Origin of the sequence: Burkholderia sp. HAN2018, from assembly GCF_024704855.1 — a bacterium.
Lineage (GTDB): Bacteria > Pseudomonadota > Gammaproteobacteria > Burkholderiales > Burkholderiaceae > Burkholderia > Burkholderia cepacia.
Map to the genome: position 1 here is coordinate 1 of NZ_QOBB01000024.1, position 22632 is coordinate 22632.

25 protein-coding genes are annotated in these 22632 nt (G+C 63.4%); 17 read left to right on the forward strand and 8 right to left on the reverse strand.

What is annotated here, in order from left to right:
- Nucleotides 1-64 precede the first annotated feature (64 nt).
- Nucleotides 65-2755 carry a DNA mismatch repair protein MutS gene (gene mutS / locus DPV74_RS08300; protein ID WP_119336958.1) on the reverse strand — a complete coding sequence of 897 codons (2691 nt, stop codon included), beginning with the start codon at nt 2753-2755 and terminating at the stop codon, nt 65-67.
- Nucleotides 2756-2914: 159 nt separating this feature from the next.
- On the opposite strand from mutS, the gene DPV74_RS08305 reads away from it, so the two are divergent.
- A complete protein-coding gene (locus tag DPV74_RS08305) occupies nt 2915-4189 on the forward strand; it encodes an integrase family protein (RefSeq protein WP_119336959.1) in 1275 nt (424 codons plus the stop codon).
- Here DPV74_RS08305 and DPV74_RS08310 read toward each other — a convergent pair.
- The 6 genes from DPV74_RS08310 to DPV74_RS08335 form a co-directional block, all read right to left on the reverse strand.
- Nucleotides 4167-4421 carry an AlpA family transcriptional regulator gene (locus DPV74_RS08310; RefSeq protein WP_244137660.1) on the reverse strand — a complete coding sequence of 85 codons (255 nt, stop codon included), beginning with the start codon at nt 4419-4421 and terminating at the stop codon, nt 4167-4169. The genes DPV74_RS08305 and DPV74_RS08310 overlap by 23 nt on opposite strands.
- Nucleotides 4418-4894, reverse strand: a complete 477-nt coding sequence (locus DPV74_RS08315; protein ID WP_240439943.1) for a hypothetical protein — start codon at nt 4892-4894, stop codon at nt 4418-4420. Before DPV74_RS08315 ends, DPV74_RS08310 begins: the two co-directional genes overlap by 4 nt.
- Nucleotides 4891-6315: a pyridoxal phosphate biosynthetic protein PdxJ gene (locus DPV74_RS08320; protein WP_119336961.1), complete on the reverse strand. Its 1425-nt coding sequence runs from the start codon at nt 6313-6315 to the stop codon at nt 4891-4893. Before DPV74_RS08320 ends, DPV74_RS08315 begins: the two co-directional genes overlap by 4 nt.
- Complete coding sequence (locus DPV74_RS08325) at nt 6315-6677, reverse strand: beta-hexosaminidase (RefSeq protein ID WP_119336988.1); 363 nt, start codon at nt 6675-6677, stop codon at nt 6315-6317. Before DPV74_RS08325 ends, DPV74_RS08320 begins: the two co-directional genes overlap by 1 nt.
- Nucleotides 6678-6727: 50 nt before the next feature.
- Complete coding sequence (locus tag DPV74_RS08330) at nt 6728-6994, reverse strand: hypothetical protein (protein ID WP_240439944.1); 267 nt, start codon at nt 6992-6994, stop codon at nt 6728-6730.
- A 171-nt stretch (nt 6995-7165) separates the two neighbouring features.
- Entirely contained in the window at nt 7166-7807 is a 642-nt protein-coding gene (locus DPV74_RS08335) for a LexA family transcriptional regulator (protein WP_119336962.1), read from the reverse strand.
- A 94-nt stretch (nt 7808-7901) separates the two neighbouring features.
- Between DPV74_RS08335 and DPV74_RS08340 the strand changes: the two genes are divergently transcribed.
- The 5 genes from DPV74_RS08340 to DPV74_RS08360 all read left to right on the forward strand — a co-directional run bounded on the left by DPV74_RS08340 (nt 7902) and on the right by DPV74_RS08360 (nt 12929).
- Entirely contained in the window at nt 7902-8171 is a 270-nt protein-coding gene (locus tag DPV74_RS08340) for a YdaS family helix-turn-helix protein (protein ID WP_119336963.1), read from the forward strand.
- Nucleotides 8172-8254: 83 nt separating this feature from the next.
- Nucleotides 8255-8797, forward strand: coding sequence for a phage regulatory CII family protein (locus tag DPV74_RS08345; protein ID WP_119336964.1), 543 nt, complete (start codon nt 8255-8257; stop codon nt 8795-8797).
- A complete protein-coding gene (locus tag DPV74_RS08350; RefSeq protein WP_119336990.1) occupies nt 8784-9167 on the forward strand; it encodes a hypothetical protein in 384 nt (127 codons plus the stop codon). Before DPV74_RS08345 ends, DPV74_RS08350 begins: the two co-directional genes overlap by 14 nt.
- 260 nt (nt 9168-9427) lie before the next feature.
- Nucleotides 9428-11935 (forward strand): VapE domain-containing protein, encoded by a 2508-nt coding sequence (locus tag DPV74_RS08355; protein ID WP_119336965.1) that lies wholly within the window; start codon nt 9428-9430, stop codon nt 11933-11935.
- 220 nt (nt 11936-12155) lie between these two features.
- The gene (locus DPV74_RS08360; RefSeq protein ID WP_119336966.1) at nt 12156-12929 is read left to right on the forward strand and encodes a zinc finger-like domain-containing protein; all 774 of its coding nucleotides are present in this window, start codon (nt 12156-12158) and stop codon (nt 12927-12929) included.
- Between the two features lie 469 nt (nt 12930-13398).
- Here DPV74_RS08360 and DPV74_RS08365 read toward each other — a convergent pair whose 3' ends face one another.
- Nucleotides 13399-13668, reverse strand: a complete 270-nt coding sequence (locus DPV74_RS08365) for a hypothetical protein (RefSeq protein ID WP_119336967.1) — start codon at nt 13666-13668, stop codon at nt 13399-13401.
- Between the two features lie 211 nt (nt 13669-13879).
- On the opposite strand from DPV74_RS08365, the gene DPV74_RS08370 reads away from it, so the two are divergent.
- The 11 genes from DPV74_RS08370 to DPV74_RS08420 all read left to right on the forward strand — a co-directional run bounded on the left by DPV74_RS08370 (nt 13880) and on the right by DPV74_RS08420 (nt 22631).
- On the forward strand, nt 13880-14449 hold the full coding sequence (locus tag DPV74_RS08370; RefSeq protein WP_205571898.1) for a MarR family transcriptional regulator: 570 nt from the start codon (nt 13880-13882) through the stop codon (nt 14447-14449).
- The gene (locus DPV74_RS08375) at nt 14412-16397 is read left to right on the forward strand and encodes a phage terminase large subunit family protein (RefSeq protein WP_205571899.1); all 1986 of its coding nucleotides are present in this window, start codon (nt 14412-14414) and stop codon (nt 16395-16397) included. The genes DPV74_RS08370 and DPV74_RS08375 overlap by 38 nt, the downstream gene beginning before the upstream one ends.
- 13 nt (nt 16398-16410) lie before the next feature.
- Nucleotides 16411-16617 carry a phage head-tail joining protein gene (locus tag DPV74_RS08380; RefSeq protein ID WP_006497114.1) on the forward strand — a complete coding sequence of 69 codons (207 nt, stop codon included), beginning with the start codon at nt 16411-16413 and terminating at the stop codon, nt 16615-16617.
- Nucleotides 16614-18107, forward strand: coding sequence for a phage portal protein (locus DPV74_RS08385; protein ID WP_119336969.1), 1494 nt, complete (start codon nt 16614-16616; stop codon nt 18105-18107). Before DPV74_RS08380 ends, DPV74_RS08385 begins: the two co-directional genes overlap by 4 nt.
- Nucleotides 18104-19168, forward strand: a complete 1065-nt coding sequence (locus DPV74_RS08390) for a head maturation protease, ClpP-related (protein ID WP_119336970.1) — start codon at nt 18104-18106, stop codon at nt 19166-19168. Before DPV74_RS08385 ends, DPV74_RS08390 begins: the two co-directional genes overlap by 4 nt.
- A 30-nt stretch (nt 19169-19198) precedes the next feature.
- A complete protein-coding gene (locus tag DPV74_RS08395; protein WP_060157993.1) occupies nt 19199-19543 on the forward strand; it encodes a head decoration protein in 345 nt (114 codons plus the stop codon).
- Nucleotides 19544-19615: 72 nt separating this feature from the next.
- Nucleotides 19616-20611, forward strand: coding sequence for a major capsid protein (locus DPV74_RS08400; RefSeq protein WP_059497683.1), 996 nt, complete (start codon nt 19616-19618; stop codon nt 20609-20611).
- 1 nt (nt 20612) lies between these two features.
- Nucleotides 20613-20900, forward strand: a complete 288-nt coding sequence (locus DPV74_RS08405) for a hypothetical protein (RefSeq protein ID WP_119336971.1) — start codon at nt 20613-20615, stop codon at nt 20898-20900.
- 2 nt (nt 20901-20902) lie between these two features.
- The gene (locus DPV74_RS08410; RefSeq protein ID WP_059554181.1) at nt 20903-21433 is read left to right on the forward strand and encodes a phage tail protein; all 531 of its coding nucleotides are present in this window, start codon (nt 20903-20905) and stop codon (nt 21431-21433) included.
- Entirely contained in the window at nt 21423-21947 is a 525-nt protein-coding gene (locus DPV74_RS08415; protein WP_027787014.1) for a hypothetical protein, read from the forward strand. Before DPV74_RS08410 ends, DPV74_RS08415 begins: the two co-directional genes overlap by 11 nt.
- Nucleotides 21948-21950: 3 nt before the next feature.
- Nucleotides 21951-22631, forward strand: coding sequence for a phage baseplate assembly protein V (locus DPV74_RS08420; protein ID WP_119336972.1), 681 nt, complete (start codon nt 21951-21953; stop codon nt 22629-22631).
- The last annotated feature ends 1 nt before the right edge of the window (nt 22632 follow it).

The window sequence follows — 22632 nt, forward strand, 5'->3', positions numbered from 1 at the left end:
GAGCGCGAGCACCGCCGCGACGAGCGCGGCGGCGGCGCGTGCCGGCAGGCCGCGCGGAATGCGCTTACGCGTGCCCGTCGGCATCGTGCGACCGGACCAGCGTGCGCAGTTCGTACAGCAGGTCGAGCGCCTCGCGCGGCTTGAGATCGTCGGGATCGATGTCGCGCAGTTTTTCGAGCGCCGGATGCGGTGTGTCGGGCAGCGCCGGTGCGTCCGCGCATTCGAGATCGTCGGCGGCCACCGGCGGCGCGCTAAACAGGTCGAGCTGCGGCGTGTGCTGTGACGCCGACTGCTGTTCTAGGTACGCGAGGTGCTTGCGCGCGGCACGGATCACGGGCGCCGGAACGCCTGCGAGCTGTGCGACCTGCAGGCCGTAGCTCTGGTTGGCCGGGCCTTCGTTGACCGCGTGCAGGAACACGATGCCGTGGCCGTGCTCGACGGCCGACAGGTGGACGTTGGCCGCTTGCGGAAATTCCGCCGGCAGTTGCGTCAGCTCGAAGTAGTGCGTCGCGAACAGCGTGTAGCACGCGTTGTGTGCCAGCAGGTGGCGCGCGATGGCCCACGCGAGCGCGAGGCCGTCGAACGTCGACGTGCCGCGGCCGATCTCGTCCATCAGCACGAGGCTTTGCGGTGTCGCGTCGTTGAGGATCGCCGCGGCTTCGGTCATCTCGACCATGAACGTCGAGCGGCCGCCCGCGAGATCGTCCGCCGCGCCGATGCGCGTGAAGATCCGGTCGATCGGGCCGAAGCATGCCGACCTGGCCGGCACGTAGCTGCCGACGTAAGCCATCAGTGCGATCAACGCGGTCTGCCGCATGAACGTCGACTTACCGCCCATGTTCGGGCCGGTGATCAGCAGCAGCTTGCGCTCGGTGCCGAACCGGCAGTCGTTCGCGATGAACTGTTCGACCTGCGCCTCGACGACCGGGTGGCGGCCCTGTTCGATTTCGATGCCGATCTCGTCGGTGAAGGTCGGCGCGACCCAGTCGAGCGCGCGGGCGCGTTCCGCGAATGCGGCGAGCAGGTCGAGTTCGGCGAGCGCCGATGCGACGCGCTGGCACTCGGGGATGAACGGCAGCAGTGCCTGCAGCACTGCGTCGTACAGCGCGCGCTCGCGCGCCAGGGCGCGTTCCTGCGCGGACAGCGCCTTGTCCTCGAAAGTCTTCAGTTCGGGCGTGATGTAGCGCTCGGCATTCTTCAACGTCTGGCGCCGGCGATAGTCGTCGGGCACCTTGTCGGTCTGGCCGCGCGTGACCTCGATGTAGAAGCCGTGCACCTTGTTGTATTCGACGCGCAGGTTCGCGATGCCGGTGCGCGTGCGCTCGCGCGCTTCGAGATCGATCAGGAACTGTCCGCAGTTCTCCGAGATGTCGCGCAGCTCGTCGAGCTCCGCGTCGTAGCCGCGCGCGATCACGCCGCCGTCTCGCACCATCGCGGCCGGTTCGGGCGCGATCGCGCTCGTCAGCAGGTCGAGGCATTCGGCGGGCGGTGCGAGTGCTGCGTCGACGCGGGTGAGGGCGTCCGCGTTCGGGACGATCGCGCTGATGCGCTCACGCAGCGCCGGGAGGGCGGCGAACGTGTCGCGCAGGCTCGACAAGTCACGCGGGCGCGCGGACAGCAGTGCGAGGCGCCCGGTGATCCGTTCGACGTCGGCGATCTGGCGCAGCGCGCTGCGCAGCGCATCGAGGCTCGCGTTTGCCGGTGCATCGAGCAGCGCGCCGATCGCCTGCTGGCGCGACTGTGCGGCGACCGACGCGCGCGGCGGGTGATGCAGCCAGTGACGCAGCAGGCGGCTGCCCATCGTCGTGCAGCAGGTGTCGAGCAGCGAATACAGGGTCGGCGACTCGGTGCCGCGCAGCGTCTCGGTCAGTTCGAGGTTGCGGCGCGTGGCCGGATCGAGCCCGATGTACTCGGTTTCGTTTTCGACCTTGAGGCTGCGCACATGCCGCAACTGCTGGCCCTGTGTGGCCGCTGCGTAGAGCAGCAGCGCGCCGGCCGCGCCGCACGCGCTCGTCAGCGAATGTGCGCCGAAGCCGTCGAGGCTCGCGACATCGAGCTGGTCGCACAGGCGCTGTGTGCCCGACGCGATGTCGAAGTGCCACGCCGGCACGCGCTTGCTTGCGCCTGCGCCTGCCGGCACGGCGTCGGTTGCGCCATCCGGCGTCAGGATCTCGGCCGGCCGGATGCGCTCGAGCGCGGCAGCGAGCTGCTCGGGTTCGATTTCTGCGAGCCGCAGCGCGCCGCTTGCCAGATTCAGCCACGCGAGGCCGACATTGACCGCGACGCCACGCTTGTTGTGGCCCGTGCACATCGCGAGCAGGTAAACATCGTTCTTGTCGGACAGCAGTGCTGCATCGGTCAGCGTGCCGGGCGTGACGACGCGCACGACCTTGCGCTCGACGGGGCCCTTCGACGTGGCGGGATCGCCGATCTGTTCGCAGATCGCGACCGATTCGCCCATCTTCACGAGCTTGGCGAGATACTGTTCGACCGCGTGGTGCGGTACGCCCGCCATCTTGATCGGCGTGCCGGCGGATGCGCCGCGTTGCGTGAGGGTCAGGTCGAGCAGGCGTGCGGCCTTTTCCGCGTCTTCGAAGAACAGCTCGTAGAAGTCGCCCATCCGGTAGAAGACAAGCGTGTCGGGATGGTCGGCCTTGATGCGCAGGTACTGCTGCATCATCGGGGTGTGATTGCTGAATGCAGCTTCTGTAAGCTGCTGTTTTCGTTCCGTAATTTCCTGCACGTCCTTATCCATCAAGGCTTTCCGTCAGTTTCTGGGGTTTCGGTATCGACTTTCCCCGTGTCGCGACATCTTGCTAAATTCTCATCGTCAGCGTAGCTTTTTGTCCTTCATGCAACCTACGCCTACGCTGGTACTGTCCTGTGTGTGGCGGAAACCTACGCCGAGGATTGAATGCGGTTTGACGCACGCACTGCAAAGCAACTTTTGCCCGGTGCACATTTGAACATCGACGGTTGTCCCGGTCTCAGGCTGGAGGCAACAGCGTCGCGCCGTAGCTGGATTTACCGGTACAAATCGCCCGTCGACGGGCGCATGCGACAAATCAAAATCGGCGAATGGCCCGCGGTGTCGATCGCAGGCGCGGCCGTCGAATGGGAGCGCTTGAGGGACCAACGCAACGCAGGCAACGACCCCGCACTGTCCAAGCGACAAGCACTCGGCACTGTCGGCGTAATGGTACAGCAAGGGGATTCGCTGACAGTGGGCGACGTGTGTGCCGCGTACCTGAAAGGACACGTCGAGCACAATCGAAAATCGAAGGGAGCGGTCGAAGTCGCCCGAATGTTCAGAACTATGATCGGCGATATTGCAGAGACGCCAGCGGCCGAACTGACCCGCGAGCGTGCCTTTACCAAGATCGATTCGTTTCGCCACATCCCGGTGCAGGCGTCGAAGCTCAGGCTTGAGCTGGGCGCTGCATGGGACTACGCACTCGACGCCGGCAAGCTGCCCGAATCGTCGCCGAACTGGTGGCGTCAGATCATGCGAGGTCGTTTGCGTAGCAATGGCAAGCGCATTCAGGGGCAGCCGACTGGAACCGTGAAGAGGTTTCTCAGTGACGCTGAGGCGGGGGCGGTGATCAATTGGCTGCCGAACTTCAGTCGCAACGTCGAAGACGCCCTGACGCTATATCTCTGGACGGCAACACGTGGCGCTGAGATTGGCTCTATGGAGGGGCGGGAGATTGCCGAAGAGTCGGACGGCCTTTGGTGGACGATACCGAAGGTCAAAACGAAAAACGCTCGCCACGAGAATGCAACGGACCTGCGGGTGCCGCTCATTGGTCGGGCTGAAGCAATTGTTCGTCGTCGGCTAGAGCGCTACGGGAAAGGGTGGTTATTCCCGGCCGAGAATGGCGGTCCGATGCAACAGAAAGTGTTCGGTACGGCGGTGCACTACCATATGCCGTACAGTGAAACGAAGCCGAAGCGGGTCCGGCCGCGCCTGGCAGTGACCCATTGGGCACCTCACGATCTTCGTCGAACGGCTCGCACCATGTTGGCTGCGCTCGGATGTCCGTACGAGATCGGTGAGGCGATCATCGGGCACATGCTGCCTGGCGTTGGGGGTGTCTACAATCGTCACGACTATGACGCCGAGCGCCGGCAGTGGTTGTCGAAATTGAGCGCGAAGCTGGAGGCGATCAGTCAGGGGCATGTGCGTTAGCCTTGCGTCGACCAGTCCCGCAGTTGGGTGGCGGCAAGAATTCTGACGGCGTTCGGGCCTCCGCCCATTCCTCGATCTCCCGTGTGAGCCATCCAACGCGACGACCTGACAGCGCGCGAGGCTTCGGAAACTCTTCTTGCCGGACGAGCTTGTGAATGACGGCCGGCGACAGGGAGATTGCGGCAGAGACAGATTCGATATCGAGGTAGATCGGTTTCATTGCAACGGTCATGCGGATGCTCCTCGATTCTTCGTTTCTTCATCGGCCTCGATTGGCAGTGCACGAGCCAGTTGCATCAACCCGGTTTCGAGTGTGATGCCGGCGGTCGCGGCCCAGGTGCGCGCATCCTGCGCGGTTTTGTGGCGAGCGAACGACCCAATTTCGTCGGCCATCAAGTCCAGCAGCTCGACGTCGGCCGCGTGCGAGATGTCGATGACCAGCGAGCGGATCTCGGTGCGAAGAGCGTCGAGGCGCGCGAGGCAGCCTTGGCGGGCATCCGCCAAGGCTTCGTTAATCTGGTTTGTTTTTCGCCGCGCGTGCGGCGCATCGTTGATCTGGAACGATGTTGCGGGCGTCAGCCCGCTGCTGTTCGACTGCATTGGAGTACCGTCGACGCTTGCCAGTGCGAGCGCAGGGCGCTTCTTCGCGTTTTCCCGCTTTCGCGGCAGCGGACGTGGGGTAGAAGTGGCCGGGCGCAGGGTCATTTGGCTGCCACCTGCGCCATATCCGGCGTCCAGTCAGGATCGGGAAACTGGAGAATGTCGTCGAGCCACTGAACGACGAGCGGCAGATCTTTCTGACGCTTGACGTTTTCACTGTCGAGACGCTTCCGAAGCCATCGAGCGCCTTCTTGAGCTGCCTGCATTCGCGTCGGATAAATCGAGGTGCCCGGGCCGAACTTCAGTGGCGTCGATGCGAAGCTGTCCCCGAAGTTGTACATGGCCGCGCAAATCCACTGATCTGCTTTTGGTTGGGCCACGTAGATCTCAGCGATCGGCTTTTTCGTCCGCTTACTGATGGGCGAGCGAAGGGTATCGGTAGGAACGCAGCGGCCGTCTTGATCCGGTGCCGTCACGGGGTAAATCCGCGCCTTCTTCGGCGAGTCGAGGAGGTCGGCCATCGGCAAAAGTGCCGCGTGAACGGCGCGAATCGTTCCGGGCGATAGTCGACCGAAAACGGGATCGTGCAGCACGGCCTGAAGAGCCTGCAAAAGTTGCTTTGCCTGTTTGTCGTTGATCTTGGCGGATGCACTTTGGCGGGGGGCTGCCTGTGCTGGCGCCTGCGTCGTGACGGTCACTTCCGCGACCGTCGACGCGGTGGGCGGTGCGGCGTCGGTTCTGGCGGCTGCAGGTGTTGTCTGCTCGGACGATGGTATCGGGTCCGGAAGCGCATCGAGCTGGGGCGCATCTTCGAGGTACTTTTTCGTCACCTTCGTCTTGCCGGCTTCCGCAGCTTTGGAGATCCCGACTACGATGCGTTCGAGCGCCTTGTCGCCGCCGTGCAGACGGATCTGCTCGATCGCGAGTGTGCCGGTGCATTGGCCGTTGCGCACAAGCTGATGCAGTTCAGTCGGTGCCCGTTCGAGCAGGCCGACGTCGCGGATCGTTTGATCGGTGACATTCAGACGCTTGCAGATGGCCGCAAGCGTCATGCCATGCATGTCGCGCAGCTCTGCGACGGCAGCGGCCAAATCAAGCGGCGACGATGGTTTGCCGTTGTTACTCAGATAGCCGTCGATCACAATTTCGGCGCGGTTGACGTTCTTCGCGTCGCGGACGACGACCGGGATCTTGCCCAAATCTTTCCCGGTTGCGATCACGTGCCCCGCCGCGAGATAGCGGTGCTGCCCCTTGTAAACGTAGAGCAGATCCTTGCCGTCAACTTTTCGGGCGTAGCAGTGGAGGGGGGAACCCTTGTCGTATCCGTTCTGCCGCATGAGCGCTGCAAGGTGTGACACCCATTCGGTATCAACCGCACGGATGTTGTCGGCCGGATCGTAGCGCAACTGATCGTAGGGGACCATCCACAGGTCTGCCTTCGTTGCGCCGGCGGCTGCGGCTGCTGCTTTGATGTTCCCGGTCGGGATCGGCGCAGTCAGGTCGAGCTGTCGGGTGCGATCGTCCATTACGCAACCTCCGGTGCTGCGGTGGTGCGCGCCTTGCCCGTCTTCTTCGCCTTGTCGATTGCGTTCGATGCCGCCACGCCCGCCGCACGTTTTGCGTCTCGCAGGCGCTTGATCGCGTCAGCGCAATTGCCTTCGTCCGGGATCGAGATCTGCTTGTGGGCGATCTCCGTGCCGTCGAGGATCAAATACTCCGTATGCACACTGTCCGCCAACGGGCGGCGTCCGACAACGTACTTGCCGATCAGGATCGGTGTCGACGGACGGCGTTTGTTCCGGTCGTATCGCGTAATGGTGCGCAGTGACAGCGTGTCGCGACGCTCAACGTCGACGATGGGAAAGGTGCAGGCTTTGATTCGCGGCATGGTGGTCTCCATGACGCCGGGGCCGCTCGCCCCGGCAGGGTCGAGGCGGATTAGACGGTGACGTGGTAGGCGGTCGTGGGAGCGACGACTGGATCGTCTTGAAAAATGTTGACCGCGACGAACAGCAGGGCGGCGACGATGGTCCAGCGGAAGGTAGCGGACTTTTCAAAGTTGCTTTGGCGGGCAGGTTCGGACGGCGTGACGCGGGGCGTTTGTTCGTCGCGGAGCCAGTCGTGGCGGTTGTCGAGCTGGCGGTCGGGCAGGCAGCGGCGAGCGATGGGCTTCGACGATCGGAATTTAGGGAGTTCGCGTTTCATGGGTTCCTCACGGTAAGTTGAGACGTGAGGATGATAGATTTTCTATCGCATCGAAGGCAAGAAAAACTATCATTTTAGATAGAGAATCTATCTATTGCGGGATGAAAGCTAATAGTCAGGGGTCGAGGGGGCAAAAAAAATCCCGCCTAAGCGGGATTGCAGGGGAGCGAGTTAGCGCCTGCGGTATCGGCGGTGTTCAACCATCACGCCAATGATCCGAACGGGTTCATGCTCGCTGTTTATGGTCGGGTAGTCAGAATTTAGCGGCACCAATTCAAACACTTCTGCGCCTGTCGTGCTTACGCCTCGAAGTCTGTACTTCTTGAACGTGGCTTCTTCTTTGCCGTTCTTTGCGACGACATAGTCTCCCGGTCTTGGCGCAATGGCTGGCTCAACGATGATTCGATCTCCGGGCATAAACTCCGGCGCCATCGATTCCCCTTCTACCTCAAGCGCGAAGGCGTGATCCGACAGGTCTAGATCGGTCAACAGGTACTCGAACGCAGCGCCAGGTGGAAATGGGGTAATCGCCTCGCTCATCAGGCCAGCCTGCACGCTACTGATCAACGGTACACGACGCGTGCCGACATTCGCCGGGGTAACGTTGCCAATGGGTGAGTCCGCAACACCTGGGATGGGGATTGCGTGCTTTGTGATACGCGCGATCTCAAGAATCTGGCCAAAGCTTGGCTCGTGACGGCCGTTTTCCCACGCGGACACGTTGCCACGCGTCTTGCCCAATCGCTCCGCGAGTTCGTCCTGCTTGAGGCCGGCAGCTTCGCGGCTCGCCTTTATCCATTCACCGATGTCCATGCGCTCAATGGTAAGAAAATCTTGCGTCCCGGTGGCTATATTTTCTATCTCTTGAATGTTAGAATTTCTATCATTGTGTTGGTGATGGAAGCTAATGGACAACATCGTGGAGCACCCCTTGGATCGGGCCGCCAAAGCGGCCGGGCTGACCATGCAGTCGCTTGCAGATCGCCTTGGCGTTACTCGAGCTGCGGTCCAGCAGTGGAAACAGACCGGGCGGAGAGTGCCGGCCGAACACTGTCCGCCAATTGAGCAGCTTTGCCGTGGTGCCGTGCGATGTGAAGAACTGAACGGCCGAGTCGATTGGGCGTTCGTCCGTCAATCCGGGCCATCGTCAAGCGCAACTCAAGTCTGCAACAGCTAATGGTGCGGTTTCGATCGCATATCTCGAATCCTAGTGACGTTTCGTACGTCACGACAGGATGAAACTCTCCGATCTCAAACGTTATGACCTGCCGATACGACAGTACCGAATGGCTGGACGTGCTCTATACGTCCGTTCGCGATACGCCCGGCGGCGTTGCCGACGCCGCAAACCACCTCACGATCCGGCGCGGTAAGAACATCACGCCGGAATCGCTCCGTCTGCGCCTGCGTGGTGTCGGCGACAGTCGCTTGTCGATGGAGATGTTCGAGCTGCTGATCGAATGGATGCAGGAGAAGACCGAGGGCGAGGTGCATGCGCTCGACGCACTGCATGCGCTGAATGCGCGCTTTGGACTCGTCGCTGAACACGTCGACGACCATGCGGCAGACGACGTCGGTGAACCCGGCACGCTGCGTCTCGTTGCGACGGCGCTGCACCTGCAGGCACACGTGGGCCTCGTTGCCGACGACGTGACGCGTGCGCTGGCGGATCAGCGGATCGACGATCAAGACGCCGAGAAGATCATCGCGACCGGCCGAAAGGGCCAGCGTCTGTTCCAGCGTTTGATTCATGCTGCTCGCAACCTCGCCGCGCGTCGCCGTCGTCGTCATGGAACGGTTTAAGCCCGACATGGCGTGCTGCCGACCCGACCGTGAAAGGGTCGGCCTGTGCTGCTCGCGTGAACAGCAAGTGACGTGCGCTCGCACGACGCTCGCATTCCGATTCGAGTGTGCCCCCGCCGACGCGGGACGCTTGCTATCCGAACTGATCGCCACGTTCCCTGATCGCCTCGCTCCGATTCTTGCGGAAGCGAATGCAGCGGGCCGCGTGCGTTTGTTCGTCGAGCGAGCTGCGCGCCCATGCGCCGCGCTCGCAACCAAGGCGGAACGTCACGCGTTCCGCGACCAGCTTACCGATCGTCTCTGCGCGCTGGACCTTGCCGCGTTCGACGACTCCATGTCGGCCGAGTGGCGTCGACTGCGCGGCAAATAAACGGAGATCCCTGTGAACGTGAACGGAATCAGCAGCGCGTTGCGACGCGGCACATCGCACTACAGCCGCTCGCCGAGTGGGCGGCAGTCGTATGCGGCGGGGCGTGGAGCGTGGCGCAGCTTCTCTCACAAGGTCGCGCGCGACCGCCGCCTTGTCGAGCTGGATGAGGCCCGGCGTGCGAGCTAACGGGGCGCTACTTAACGATTTGTGATCTGGCCGCGATATGCGGCCAAAGTGACTTTGACAGAGGAAATTTTCAAATGGCGACACTGGACCAGATCATTCAGCAATTGCGTGCGGCGGGGCATCCTGACCTGCCTGCCGGCCATCCGGTCGCGGACGGAAAACATCATCGATACGGGCCGCGCAAGAAATACTGGTATCAGCTTCGCGAAGTCGTCAGCAAGGGTGCAGTGATCGGCTATGGCGGTACGTTCGGCCACTTCTCGGGCGACGATCCGGGCACCGAGCGATTCGAATGGAGCGGCGCACCGCTGAGCGAGGAAGCGCTCGCGGAGACGCGTCGCCGGCAGGAAGCCGCCGACCGTGAGCAGGCGGAGCGCGATGAGCGTCAGGCGAAGCTCGCCGCGAACCGCGCGCGAGATCAGTGGAACCGCGCGGCTGAGCATGGCGAGTCCGCATATCTTGAACGCAAGCGCATCACGGCCGAAGGCGTACGTTTCGACGCGGACGGCACGATCTTCGTGCCGATGTATCAGTATGGCGATGACGCTCGTCTCGTCGGCCTGCAGAAGATCACGCCGGACGGCGCGAAGCGCTTCAACAAGGGCATGGAAAAGAAGGGCGCTTCGTATCTGCTCGGCGAGGTCAGTGCAGACGACCAGATCGTGCTGGTGGCCGAAGGGTATGCAACCGCACGCGCGATCCGCATGGCGATCGGCGACGCATTCGCTGTCGATATCTGCTTCGACGCGGGGGGCATCCTCCCGGCCGTGCGCTACCTGCGTGCGACGTATCCGGATGTGCACGTGCTGATCTGCGCCGACGACGACTGGAAGATCGAGCAGCGCATGCGCGACTGGCTCGCCGACGAGTTCGCTTTCCGGGGTGAACTGGTGTTTGGCGCTGAACCGGTGCGGATCGAGGCGAAGAATACGTGGTACATGGTCGCCGCGTCACGCCGTCGTGACGACAACGGCGTGCCGTATGTCGAGTTGAGCTACGGTAACGACGTGATGCCGTTGCGCCGTAAGCGGTTCGAGAACACGGGCCTGAAGCGTGCGTACGAGGCGGCAGCGACGATCGCCGACGTCAGCGTCGTCTATCCAGCATTCGCCAATCGCGGCGAGCGCAAGCTGACCGATTTCAACGACCTGCACGTCGAAGAGGGCATCGATCCTGTCCAGGCGCAGGTGCAGGCGGCAATCTTGCGCGTCATCGCGCCAGCTAACGAAGAGATTCGGCCGGCGATGGTTGCTGTGTCAACCGCGGACGCCACGCCGACGAAACCCACCGCGACGTCCGCTGCCGCGAAACAGGCGGAATGGGATGGCCGTGAGGCAGAGAACGGCGCACACACGTGGGAGCAGGATCTGGCGCGATCGGACAAGGGCCGGCTGTTGCCGACGCTCGGTAACGTGCACCTGATCCTGTCGAACCACAAGGCGTGGCAGGGTGTGATCGAACAGGACGACTTCGGTGGCCGTGTGATGAAGCGTCGTGCGCCGCCGTTCCCGCAGGGTGTTACGGGCGAGTGGACCGACATGGACGACCAGCGCACCGTTCTCTGGTTGTCTCAACGGTACGGCCTCGACACGCGGACCGATATCGTGATGAACGCGGTCCTGTTGGTGGCGGACGCGACGCACTTCCATGAAGTGCGCGAATACCTCGAAGGGCTGAAATGGGACGGCGTGCCGCGCGTGCGATCGATGCCGTCGACATACCTGCGTGTCGCCGACAGCGAGTATGTGCAGCTCGCGTTCACGAAGTGGATGATCGCGGCCGTCGCGCGCGTGATGGAGCCGGGCTGCAAGGTCGACAACGTCCTGATCCTCGAAGGCAAGCAGGGGCACCGCAAATCGACGGCGCTGAAGGTATTGGCCGGCGCTCCGTGGTTCACCGACACGCCGATCCAGATCGGCAACAAAGACACGTACGCCGTGCTGGCCGGTAAGTGGGTGATCGAGCTGGCCGAGCTGGATTCGTTGAACAAGGCCGACTCGTCGGCGGTGAAGAGCTTCTTCGCGACGGCCGTCGACCGGTTCCGCAACTTCTACGGCAAGCGTGCGACCGACGTCCCGCGTCAGTGCGTGTTCGCTGGCTCGGTCAACTTCGACACGTACCTGAAGGATGAGTCCGGCAACCGGCGTTACTGGCCGCTGCGTGTCGGCGGTCTGGTCGACATTGACGGCATTGTGGCCATTCGTGAACAGCTCTGGGCGGAAGCCGTACACCTATATCGCTCGGGCGTTGTGTGGCACGTTGAAGAGCATGAGCGCCCGCTGTTCGAGATCGAGCAGGCGGAGCGCTACGAAGGCGACGTGTACGAAGACAAGATCGCCAAGGCCCTGGAATTCGTGTCGCGCACGACGATGGAAGAGATCCTTGCGGACATTCTGAAGCTCGACACGTCGAAGTGGACGCTGGCAGAGCAGCGCCGTATCGGCAAGGCGTTGAAGTCGCTCGGGTGGGTACGCAAGCGCGAGTCGACCGGATCGCGGGGTTGGTACTACGTGAAGGAGGAGCAGCAGCCGGAAGTGGAGCGCGAACTGGTCGCAGCGGGTGATGACGACAGTCCGCTGTGATCGTGTGGCGCGCCATGGGATCAGTCACGGCCGGCCATTGGGTTGGTCATGGCCGGCCGTGACGTCCCGTGTCCCAACGTCCCAAGGCGTTGCCTCGTGTGCGGGTGCGCAGCGCGACATGCGCGACGTGAGCGGCGCATGTCGCGCATGTCGCAGGCGCGCACCCCCACAAGCCTTTTCCATTGGGACATTGGGACATTAGGACGAATAGGAGAGAGTGATGATCGATTTGAAAGAGCGGGTGGGCGTTGCAATGAGCGTTCGTGGTCAGTTCACCGACCCGATTGCCGATCCTAAAGTTACTTTGGGCGCGCTCGCCTTTGCGAACGATCTCGGGAGCTTGCTGGCCCGAATCAAGGCAGGGCCGCTGCCGACGCCTGCGATGATTCGACGTGCAACGTTGCTGTTGGCGCAGATGATCCGGACGTCGGGCCGATTCAAGCGTGCGCGGTTCACGGGCCTGTCGCGCGACGAGCGTCGCGATCAACGTGCGGGGCACGCTGTCGAGCGTTCGAAGGTCGACATCATTGAACGATTCGCGCTGCGGTTGCTGGACGAGTGGGTGAACGATCAGTGTGTCGAGTGTGAGGGGCGTGGTGTCGTGCGTCACGCGCGTGCCGTCACGACGTCAACGCACGCGTGCGATGTGTGCGGTGGCAGCGGGAAGGTGTGTGTATCAGAGGAGCGTATCCCTTTCTTTGAGGGGCGTAACGGGCCGCTGGTCTTTCGGGAATACGAACCATGCGATGACTGCGGAGGGATGGGCCGGATCGCTGCGTCGCCGGCTTCGGATTCGAAGGGCCGGCATATTTGCCCCTGCTGTTCCGGTTCCGGCAAGCGGCAGGTCGACGACGCCGGCAGGGCGCACGCGCTCGGCGTATCGCTCGACGAGTATCGTAAGAACTGGTCGTGGCGCTTTCACGACATGCTCGCGCTGTTGGATACGGTAGATGGATCGGTGTACGACACATTACGTCGGCAATTGCGAGGATGAAACGTATTCCATTTCAAGAGCGGATCGCTTAAACTTTGCACATCCTTTACCGCGTCACTGGATAAATGAGCGACCGCATACTCGTGTCGCAACCTTCGCCCGACAGGCGTACTGAATCGCGGGAGCGCCGCGACCAACAACGATAACTGTCAGTCGGGATCTGTTGGGAGGGCGTTCGCCCTTACGAAATGAATACCAAAGCCCTGAGTGCGAAAGCTCTCAGGGCTTTTTGCATTGGAGCGCGAGATGCGTACAAACTCTGGAGCTGGCCCGGTGGACCTGATCCTTGGCGAGCGGGTAGCTGAGGCCGTCAAAGAGGCGGTGCAAGACGATCCGAAAGCGTACGGTATGGCCGATGGAGAAGAAGCTGAAGCGCTCAGGGCATTGTCGGCGACCCTGAGCACTATGGATGAATCCGGCAATCAGATTGCTGTTTTGGTACGCGCAGAGCGCAGCGCTCGCGACGTACTTAGATCTTCCGGAGTGTTTCCGGGAGCAGGTCGCGCACCGATTGCTTGAATGTCTCGATGATCTCGTCGGACGCCTCTGACGCAATAAGCTTCGACACACGCAACTCAGTCAGTGTGTCGACCGCAGTAACGAATGCCGGGTTGTTTGCATTAGCTTCGGCGAGTGCGCGCACAACGGTGTAAAGCGCCATATTGTCCGCGACAAGTTGCTGCTTGATCGGGGCGTCGGCCTCCAGGGTTTCTGCAATTTTCTTAAGTGCGTCGCTCATACGGATTTCCTTCGTGGTTGAGACGCGCGATTTTACAGCTCAATGGATGGGGCGGTTTCTTGCTCCGATCGCGTGGGTGCGACAACTGACTGCTGCCTGACGCGGTCTGCACAGTCCATGAGCAGGCGGGGACCCTCAGGGCATCGCCACACGCGGGGGCTCGCACCCGCGTTTTTTCTCTACTGGCGAGTCTCCATAGGGGGTCATATTCATGCCGACTCAGCAGCAGATCGCTGACCATCTCGACCTTGACCAGTCGGCCGTTTCGCGGTTCGTCGACAAGGTCCAGCTCGATTACCGAGCGGTGTCTATCGACGAGATCCGCATCGCCTACATCCGGCATCTGCGTGAGGTCGCGGCCGGTCGTTCCAGCGAGACCGGTATCGATCTCGTCGCCGAGCGAGCGATGACGGAGCGCGTCGATCGCGAGATCAAGCTCCTGACGCTGGCCGAGAAGAAGGGGCAGCTCGTCAATGCGGCGCAGCTTGAACAGGCGTACGGCCTGATGGTCGGCGCATTTCAAACGGAGCTGCTGTCGCTGTCCGACAAGCTGGTGCAGGAGCTGCGCACGCTATACGGCGTCGAGGTGGATGTCGAATGGTTGAACGAGCATATATATGGATGCCTTGAGCAGCTTTCTGAATACGACCCAGACAGTCCACGCGGTGATTCGCCGGATCGCGACGATGCTGCGTCCCCCGGAGCGGATTGGGACGACGGACTGGGCACGCAAACATCGTCGGTTGAGCGCGAAGGGTTCGGCCAGCCCCGGCCGGTATAACCCGAACATCACGCCGTGGGTGTTCGGCATGCACGAAGCGCTGGACGATCCGACGGTGCAGAAGATCGTGTGCATGAAGTCGGCGCAGGTCGCGTGGACAGATGGCGTGCTGCTGAACTACATCGGCAAGCGGATCGACGTTGATCCGTGCCCGATGATCGTCATGTTCCCGAAAGAGAAGACGGCGAAGAAGTTCAACCTGGAGAAGTTCGAGCCGATGGTCGAGGTGACGCCTCGCCTCTCGGCGAAATTGCCGGTTCACGCGGCCCGCGACAAAAACAACTTGTGGGATCACAAGACGTTCGCGCGCGGCTTCCTGAAGTTCATCACGTCGAATGCGCCGGACGAAGTGAAGTCGACGCCGGCCCCGGTCGTTGCGGTCGAGGAGCCGGACGACGCGAATACGAACGTGCGCGAGCAGGGCGATTCGATCACGCTGCTGGAGGAGCGGAACAAGAGCTATTCGGCCCGGCGGCGCAAGATGATCTTGGGCGGCACGCCAACCATCGACGGGCTGTCGCGCATCCAGCAGGCTTACGCGGCATCGGATCAGCGCGTGTATCTGGTGCCGTGCCCTGATTGTGACGAGGAGCATGAGCTGGCGTGGGAAAACGTCACGTGGAGCGAGGGCGCCGAAGTCGTACATGAGGTCTACGGCCGCGCCCAACCGGAGACGGCTCGTTACACCTGCCCGCATTGCGGCTCTTTGTGGGACGACGCGACGCGCATTCGCGCGGTCCGTCGCGGGCGATGGGTTGCGACGGCACCGTTTCACGGCGTTGCCGGCTTCCGCATCAACGAGCTGGTGTCGCCGTTCCCCGGCTCGAACATGGCCGAGCTGGTCAAGAAGTGGCTGACGGCCGACAAGGCGCTGCGCGAGGGCGACGACACGAAGATGCGTTCGTTCGTGAACAACTCGCAGGGCCGGGCGTACAAGTACAAGACCGATCTGCCCGAGCTGGACGTGCTCGCGCAACGTGCGCTGCCGTACGCGGAGCTGACCGTGCCGACTGGCGGTCTGGTGTTGACGCTTGGCGTCGACGTGCAGCACGACCGGCTCGCGATCGTCCTGCGCGCATGGGGGCGGGGCGAGGAAAGCTGGCTCGTTCTTTGGGGCGAGATCTACGGCAATGTGACGGAGCAACAGCAAGACCCGATGACGGGCGGCGTATGGGGTGCGTTGACGATGCTGCTGTCGCACGCATACCGGCATGAGAACGGCTGGCTGCTGCGCGTACGCGCAACCTCGATCGACTCGTCGGACGGTGCGACGTCGGACGCCGTATACAAGTATGTGCGCGCGGCGCAGCAGGCCGGTTACAACGTCATGGCGGTCAAAGGCAGCAGCAACGTCGACGCGGAGATATTCAGCGTGCCGAAGGCATCGATCGACTCGACGCGCAACAACAGCAAGGCAGCGAAGTACGGGCTGCGCCCGTACATGGTTGGCGTGAGCCGCGCGAAGGATCTGATCCTCGAAAACCGGCTGAAGCTTGAAGGCGACGGGCCAGGCCGCATGCACTGGTACAGCGGCGTGCGCAGCGACTACCTATCGCAGCTCACTGCAGAGGTAAAGGTGCCGGGTCCACGTGGCGGTAAGCGCGTGTGGAAGAAGATCAGTCCAAGAAACGAAGCGCTGGATTGTGAAGGGTATGCGTTGCACGCGGCCCGTAGTGTGAAGGTGCACCTGATGAAGGAAGCAGACTGGCAAGTCGCGCAGCATCGTGCGTCGCAGGTCTCGTTGTTCGATGCGGTTCCGGTGCTGGAGGCATTGCCGTCGGCGCTGCCTGCCGAGGTGCTGCCCGACCCGCCGGTCGACGAGGTAGTTACAGAGCGTCCGCGGCCGTCGCCGCAGGTAGCAAAACCCACCGAAACCCCGCCCCCGAGCGGGGTTTCGCGCATTCAGGGGCGTCGTGTTGGTCGCTCGACGTACCTGAAGCGGCGCTAAACGAGGGAATCGCATGGCATACACAAAACAGGATCTGCAGAACATCCAGTCTGCAATCGCGAAGGGCGAGCTGGAAGTCCAGTATGCCGACCGGCGCGTGAAATATCGCTCGATCGGCGAGCTGCGCGAGGCGCGCACCGAGATTATTCGCGACCTGAACGGCGCGGCCGGGCGTTCGTCGATTGTCAGGATTCGCCACGCCGGCAAGGGGGTGCGATGAAGGGGGGCTTTCCGTCACTCGCGCGGCGCGGATTCGTGGTACCGACGCGGCTCAAGGCGGCGGCCTACGAGTCGGCGAGCACGACAGGCGCACGGGCGAAGTCGTGGCGGACGTCGAGCGCGGGACCGAATGCAGCGGCGGCACAAAACCTGCCGCTGTTGCGCTCGCGTGCTCGCGACGCGATCCGCAACGATCCGTGGGCGAAGACGGCGATCGCGCGACTCGTATCGAACACGATCGGGAACGGCATCCAAGCGCACCCGCAGCATCCGAACGATGCGGTGCGCAAGATGCAAAAGCAACTTTGGGAAGATAGCTGCGAGGAGATCGACGCGGACGATCTGTTCGATATGGCCGGTGTACAGACGCTCGCAGCGCGTGCGTTCTTCGGCGACGGCGAGGTGCTGGTGCGTCGTCAATTGCGCAGTCCTCGCGAAGGCTTGGCGGTCCCGATGCAGATCCGGCTTCTCGAAGGCGATCTGCTTCCGATGGAGAAGAACGAGATTGTGCCGGGCGGGGGCGAGATCGTGAACGGCGTCGAGTTCAACACGGACGGTCGACGCGTTGCGTATCACCTGCTGCAGCGTCATCCCGGCGAGTACGGGCGTGCATCGACTGCCAACATGCAGACCGTGCGCGTGCCGGCCGACGAGATCGCGCACGTTTTTCTCGCGCTGCGGCCCGGCCAGGTGCGCGGGGTTCCGGAGCTGTCGACGGTGCTGCTGCGGCTCAAGTCGCTGGACAACTTCGACGATGCGGTGCTGTTCCGGCAGGAGGTCAGCAACCTCTTCGCCGGGTTCATCACGAAGCCGCCGGCCGAGCCGGGTTTTCCGGGCGATCCGGTGACGGGCGGTGAAATGCAATACGACGTCGACGGCTTCTCGCCGGTCGTGTCGCTCGAACCGGGGAGCATGCAGGAGCTGGCTCCGGGTGAAAGCGTCACGTTTGCAGAGCCGCCGGGCGCAGGGACCGACTACGGGCTGTTCATGCGTCAGCAACTGATGGCCGCTGCGGCGTCGGTGGGCATGCCGTACGAGGTCATGACGGGCGATCTGCGCGACGTGAGCGATCGTGTGCTGCGGGTGATCTTGAACGAGTTCCGCCGGTCGGTCGAGCAGATCCAGTGGAACGTGTTCATTCATCAGTTTTGCCGGAAGGTTTGGCGCTGGTGGGTCGACGCTTGCGCGTTGTCGGGCGCGATACCGATGCCGGACTACTACCGACGCCGTCGCGACTATCTGCGGGTGCGATGGGTGCCGCAGGGCTGGCCGTATATCCATCCGGTGCAGGACGTCACGGCGAAGCGGATGGAGATCCGCTCCGGGCTGGCGAGTCGGACGGGGGCGGTGTTGTCGCGTGGTGACGATCCGGAGCAGGTCGACCGAGAGAACGCGGACGATCTCGCACGCGAGCGTCGGCTTGGGATTCGATATGACACGCTCGATCCGGTCGACGGAGCGGGCGATCTTTCTAATGGGGATGGCGAATGAAAGGGAAGAAGCGGTGGTGGGACATCCGCGCGCAAGCGAACGCGGCGGGCGGGAGCGAGGTCGAGATCCGGATTTACGGCGACATCGGATTCTGGGGCACCGATGCCGATCTGTTTGCCGCGAAGCTCGACGAGGTGGCGGCAACCGCGACATCGATCGTCGTCGCGATCAACTCGATGGGTGGCGACGTGTTCGACGCGTTCGCTATCTATAACGCGGTGCGTCGGTATGCCGGCAAGGTGAAGGGGCGCGTCGACGGCGTCGCCGCGTCGGCAGCGTCGTTGATCCTGATGGCTTGCGACACGATCGAGATGCCGTCGAACGCGCGGCTGATGATTCACAACCCGCACACGGTCGCGGCCGGCGAGGCGGGCGATCTGCGCAAGCTCGCTGATCTGCTGGAAAGCATGTCGGACAGCATGTTGGCGGCCTACGTCGAGCGCAGCGGCCGGACCGAAGAGGAGGTCCGCGCGATCATGGACGCCGAGACTTGGCTCACGGCCGCGCAAGCGAAGGAGCAAGGCTTCTGCGATGCAATCGTAGACCCGATCCGCATCGCCGCATACGCGGGCGCTGCGCGGCTCGCTGCGCGCTACGCGGCGGTGCCGGCCGAAATCGTGGCGGTGCTGGAGGGCGACGGCGAGGTGCCGCCGGTCAATCCGCCGGCCGATCCTTCGTCGCAGCCGCCGGCAGCACCGGACGTCACGGCGCTGGCGGCGCATGTGTACGCGACGTGTCGCGACGCTCGCATCGAGCACTGCGCCGAGGGCATCGTGCTGGCGACCGGCCTGCGCGATCGGGCGACCGTCGACGCGGCGATCCGCAGTGCGCAGGACATCGCCGGTATCTGTCTGGCCGCGAGCCTGACCGAGCTGACGGCCGGCTTCGTTGCGGACGGGCTGACGGCGGATCAGGTGCGTGCGCGGCTGTTCGAGCGTGTCACGGCCTCGCAGAAGCCGATCAACCATCGTGCTGCCCCGGTTGTGTCGCAAGACGCGCCCGTGGTCGCGAATGCGCCGCGTGCGGCGTCCATCTACGCGGCTCGCAAGAGCGGCAAGTAACTTTGACGTAACCCGAGGAGGGGAAAACTCATGTCGAACTGGAAGGTACAGGCAAATCTCCCGGCCGAATTTCTCGTGTCGGAGGGCAACGGCCAGATCTCGCGCGAGCGGATCGTCGTGAAGGCAGGCGCTGCACTGCCGGCCGGGCAGGTGCTCGGCGTAACCAGTACCGGCGAATACGCGCCGTACGACAACGCCGCGAACGACGGTTCCGAAGTCGCAGCAGCCGTGCTCTATGCGCCGCTGGCGGCGTCCGACGCGTCGCGTCGGGCGACGGGGATCGTCCGGCTCGCCGAAGTCGCGGGCGGGCTGCTCACGGGTCTCGATGCCGCCGGTCGTGGCGATCTCGCCGAGCGACACGTGATCGTCCGCTGATCGCGACACACCCCATTCAAGGCCACGCCGACCGCGTGGCTTTTTTGTATCCATTTTCATGTCGGAGGTTGTATGGCGGATATCGCCCTGTTTCAAGACGATGCGTTCTCGCTGTCGTCCCTGAGTGCTGCGATCAACGATCAGCCGTATGTTCCCGGCCGGATCGGCACGCTCGGCCTGTTCGAAGAGGACGGCATCACGACGACGACGATCCAGATCGAGCGCGACGGCGACACGCTCGCACTCGTCGCGGCGGGCGAGCGCGGTTCGCCGGCAGGCGTTGTCGTTGGCAGCAAGCGCAAGATGATCCCGTTCAATACGGTGCATCTGCCGCAGCGCGCAGTGATCAAGGCGGACGAGATACAGAATTTGCGCGCATTCGGTTCCGAGACCGAGCTGGAGGCGCTGCAGACCGTCGTGAATCGCCGGCTCGCGAAGATGCGCCGCCAGCTCGACGCGACGCACGAATTCCATCGTATCGGCGCGATCAAGGGCGCTGTTCTGGATGCGGACGGCAAGACGGTGCTGATCGACCTGCTCCAGTATTTCGGCATCGAGCAGACGGTGATCCCGTTCGACCTGGGCAAGGCCGACACCGAGATCCGCGTGAAGTGCGTCGAGGTGCAGGACGCGATCGAAGATGCGCTGGGCGCGACGACGTACACGGGCGTGCGCGTACTCTGCGGCCGGTCGTTCTGGAACAAGCTGATCGTCGCGAAGACCGTGAAGGAGACGTACCTTGCGACCGCGATGGCAGCGTCGCTGCGTGGCGACGCGCGCGATGCGTTCGACTTCGGCGGTTGCACGTTCGAGCGCTATCGGGGCCGCGTCGGCGATGTCGGCTACGTCGCGGACGACGAAGCGCACGCGATTCCCGAAGGTGTGCCGGACCTGTTCATCACGCGCTTCGCGCCGGCCGACTACGTCGAGGCAGTCAACACGACGGGCATTCCGTACTACGCGAAGCAGGAGCTGATGGACTTCGGCAAGGGCGTCGAGATCGAGGCGCAGTCGAACCCGATCCACCTGTGCACGCGCCCGAAGGCGCTGGTCAAGCTGAAGGCGTGACATGGCGTTCCGGGATCTGATGGTCGACGTCGATGCGGCCGTGAAGCGAGACCTGTCGGACGAGGTCAAGATCGATGGCAAGCCGCTGCAAGGCATGTTCAAGGCGCCGTGGCTCGGCCCGGATCTCGGAACGCAACGCACGCAGCTCGTTGCGCCGATCCTCGACATCACGGACGACGACGCTGCACGCGTGCGTGAGGGCAGCATCGTCGAAGCGGGGGGCGAGCGGTTCCGTGTCTTCGAGATTCATCCGACCGGCACGGGCTGGACAATCCTGATTCTGAGGTGACGATGGATCTGCTGAAGGTCGAGATCGACGTACGGGGGGCGCTCGAAGCGCTCGCGGGCCTGCCGCCTGCAGCAATGCAGGCGGCATGGCGTCGGACGCTGCGCAAGACAGGCGCGTGGATTCGGAGTCAGACGGCGAAAGAGGTCAGCGGCGCGACGGGCATTCAGCAGAAGCTGCTGCGGCAGCGGATGTACTTCTTCATGCGCTCGCTCGACACGGGCAAGGTGTGGCTCGGGTTGAACCCGCTCGAGGCGCATCGGCTCGGCGCGGTTCGGCGCACGAAGAAGGGGATGCGCGCCGGCAAATCACTGTTCGAGGGCGCGTGGCGCAAGACCAAGGCGCAGCCGGACGGCGCGATCTACCGTCGCACCGGAAAGGCGCGAACGCCGTTCGAGGTGGTGACGGTCGAATGGTCGCAGACCGGCGATCCGGCATTTCGACGCGCTGCGCGTGTGTGCGAGGCGCGGCTGATGACGGTGCTGCGGCAAGAGGTCAACTACGAAATCCAGAAGGCGGCGAATCGTGCTCGATAACCTGAAACAACTCCATGACGGTATCGAGGCCGGCCTGCGTGCGCGCTTGCCCGATCTCGAACGTATCCACGCGTACCCGAAGATCGGCAAGTCAATCGAAACGCCGTTCGTCGCGGTCGAGCTGGCGGAGCTGGAGCCGGGGCACGACGACGGCACGGGCCGGGTGCCGCTGATCGCGCGCATGCAGGCCCGCGTGATCGTCGACCCGCTGGTGGAGGATGCTGAGGTCCAGGTGCGCGAGTTGTCCGCGCGCGTGCTGCAAACGGTGCACGGGGCGACGTGGGGGCTGCCGATGACGCCCGGCAAACAGGTCGGGTCGGCGGGCGAAGATCCGTTCCGGCCCGAACTGGATACGTATCTCGTTTGGCTCGTCGAGTGGGTGCACGAATTTGACCTGGGCGACGCGTACGAACCGCCGACGAAGGGGCGTGCGGTGTTGTGGGGTGTCGATCCGGAGACCGGGCCGGGGCACGAAGACCATTACTGGAATCCGGTGGAGCAGGGAGCGGGGTGACGTGTGAGCGACTTCGAGCTTGGCGAGATGGATCGCCGCATGGCGTGCCTGACGCAGTCTGCGGTCGTGGAGGCGATCACGTACGATCCGCCGCGCGTGAAAGTGCGTGTCGGCGATTGGGTCAGCGACTGGCTCAAATGGCAGGCCGGTGCCGCCGGCAAGGTTCGGCATTGGCGTCCGCCGTCCGTTGACGAGGAGGTTGCCCTGTGGGCACCGTCCGGCGATCTCGCGGGTGCGTTCGTCGCGCCCGGCTACTACACAGAGCAGCACGGCGGGTCTGGACGGTCGAGTCCCGACGAGACGGCGATCGATTACCCGGACGGTGCGTACGAGCAGTACAACCATGCGGGCCATGAATACGTGCTGTCAGTGCCTGCCGGTGGTCGGATCGTGTTCCGCATCGGCGGGACTGAGTTCGAGCTGAAGGCGGACGGCGCGACGCTGCGCAGTGCGAAGCTGCTGGCGGACGTTCCGGATTCGACGTTCACGGGTAACACGACGACCGAGAAAATGCTCACGTTCAACGGTGGCATGCAGGGCAAGCCGGGCGAGGGCGGGGGTGTCGCGATGAAGATCGAGGGCAGTGCGGACTATACCGGTGACGTTACGGCCGGCGGTAAGTCGCTCACGAAGCACAGGCACCGTGAGCAGGGCGACGGCGAGCTGGTCGGCCCGCCAGTGTGAG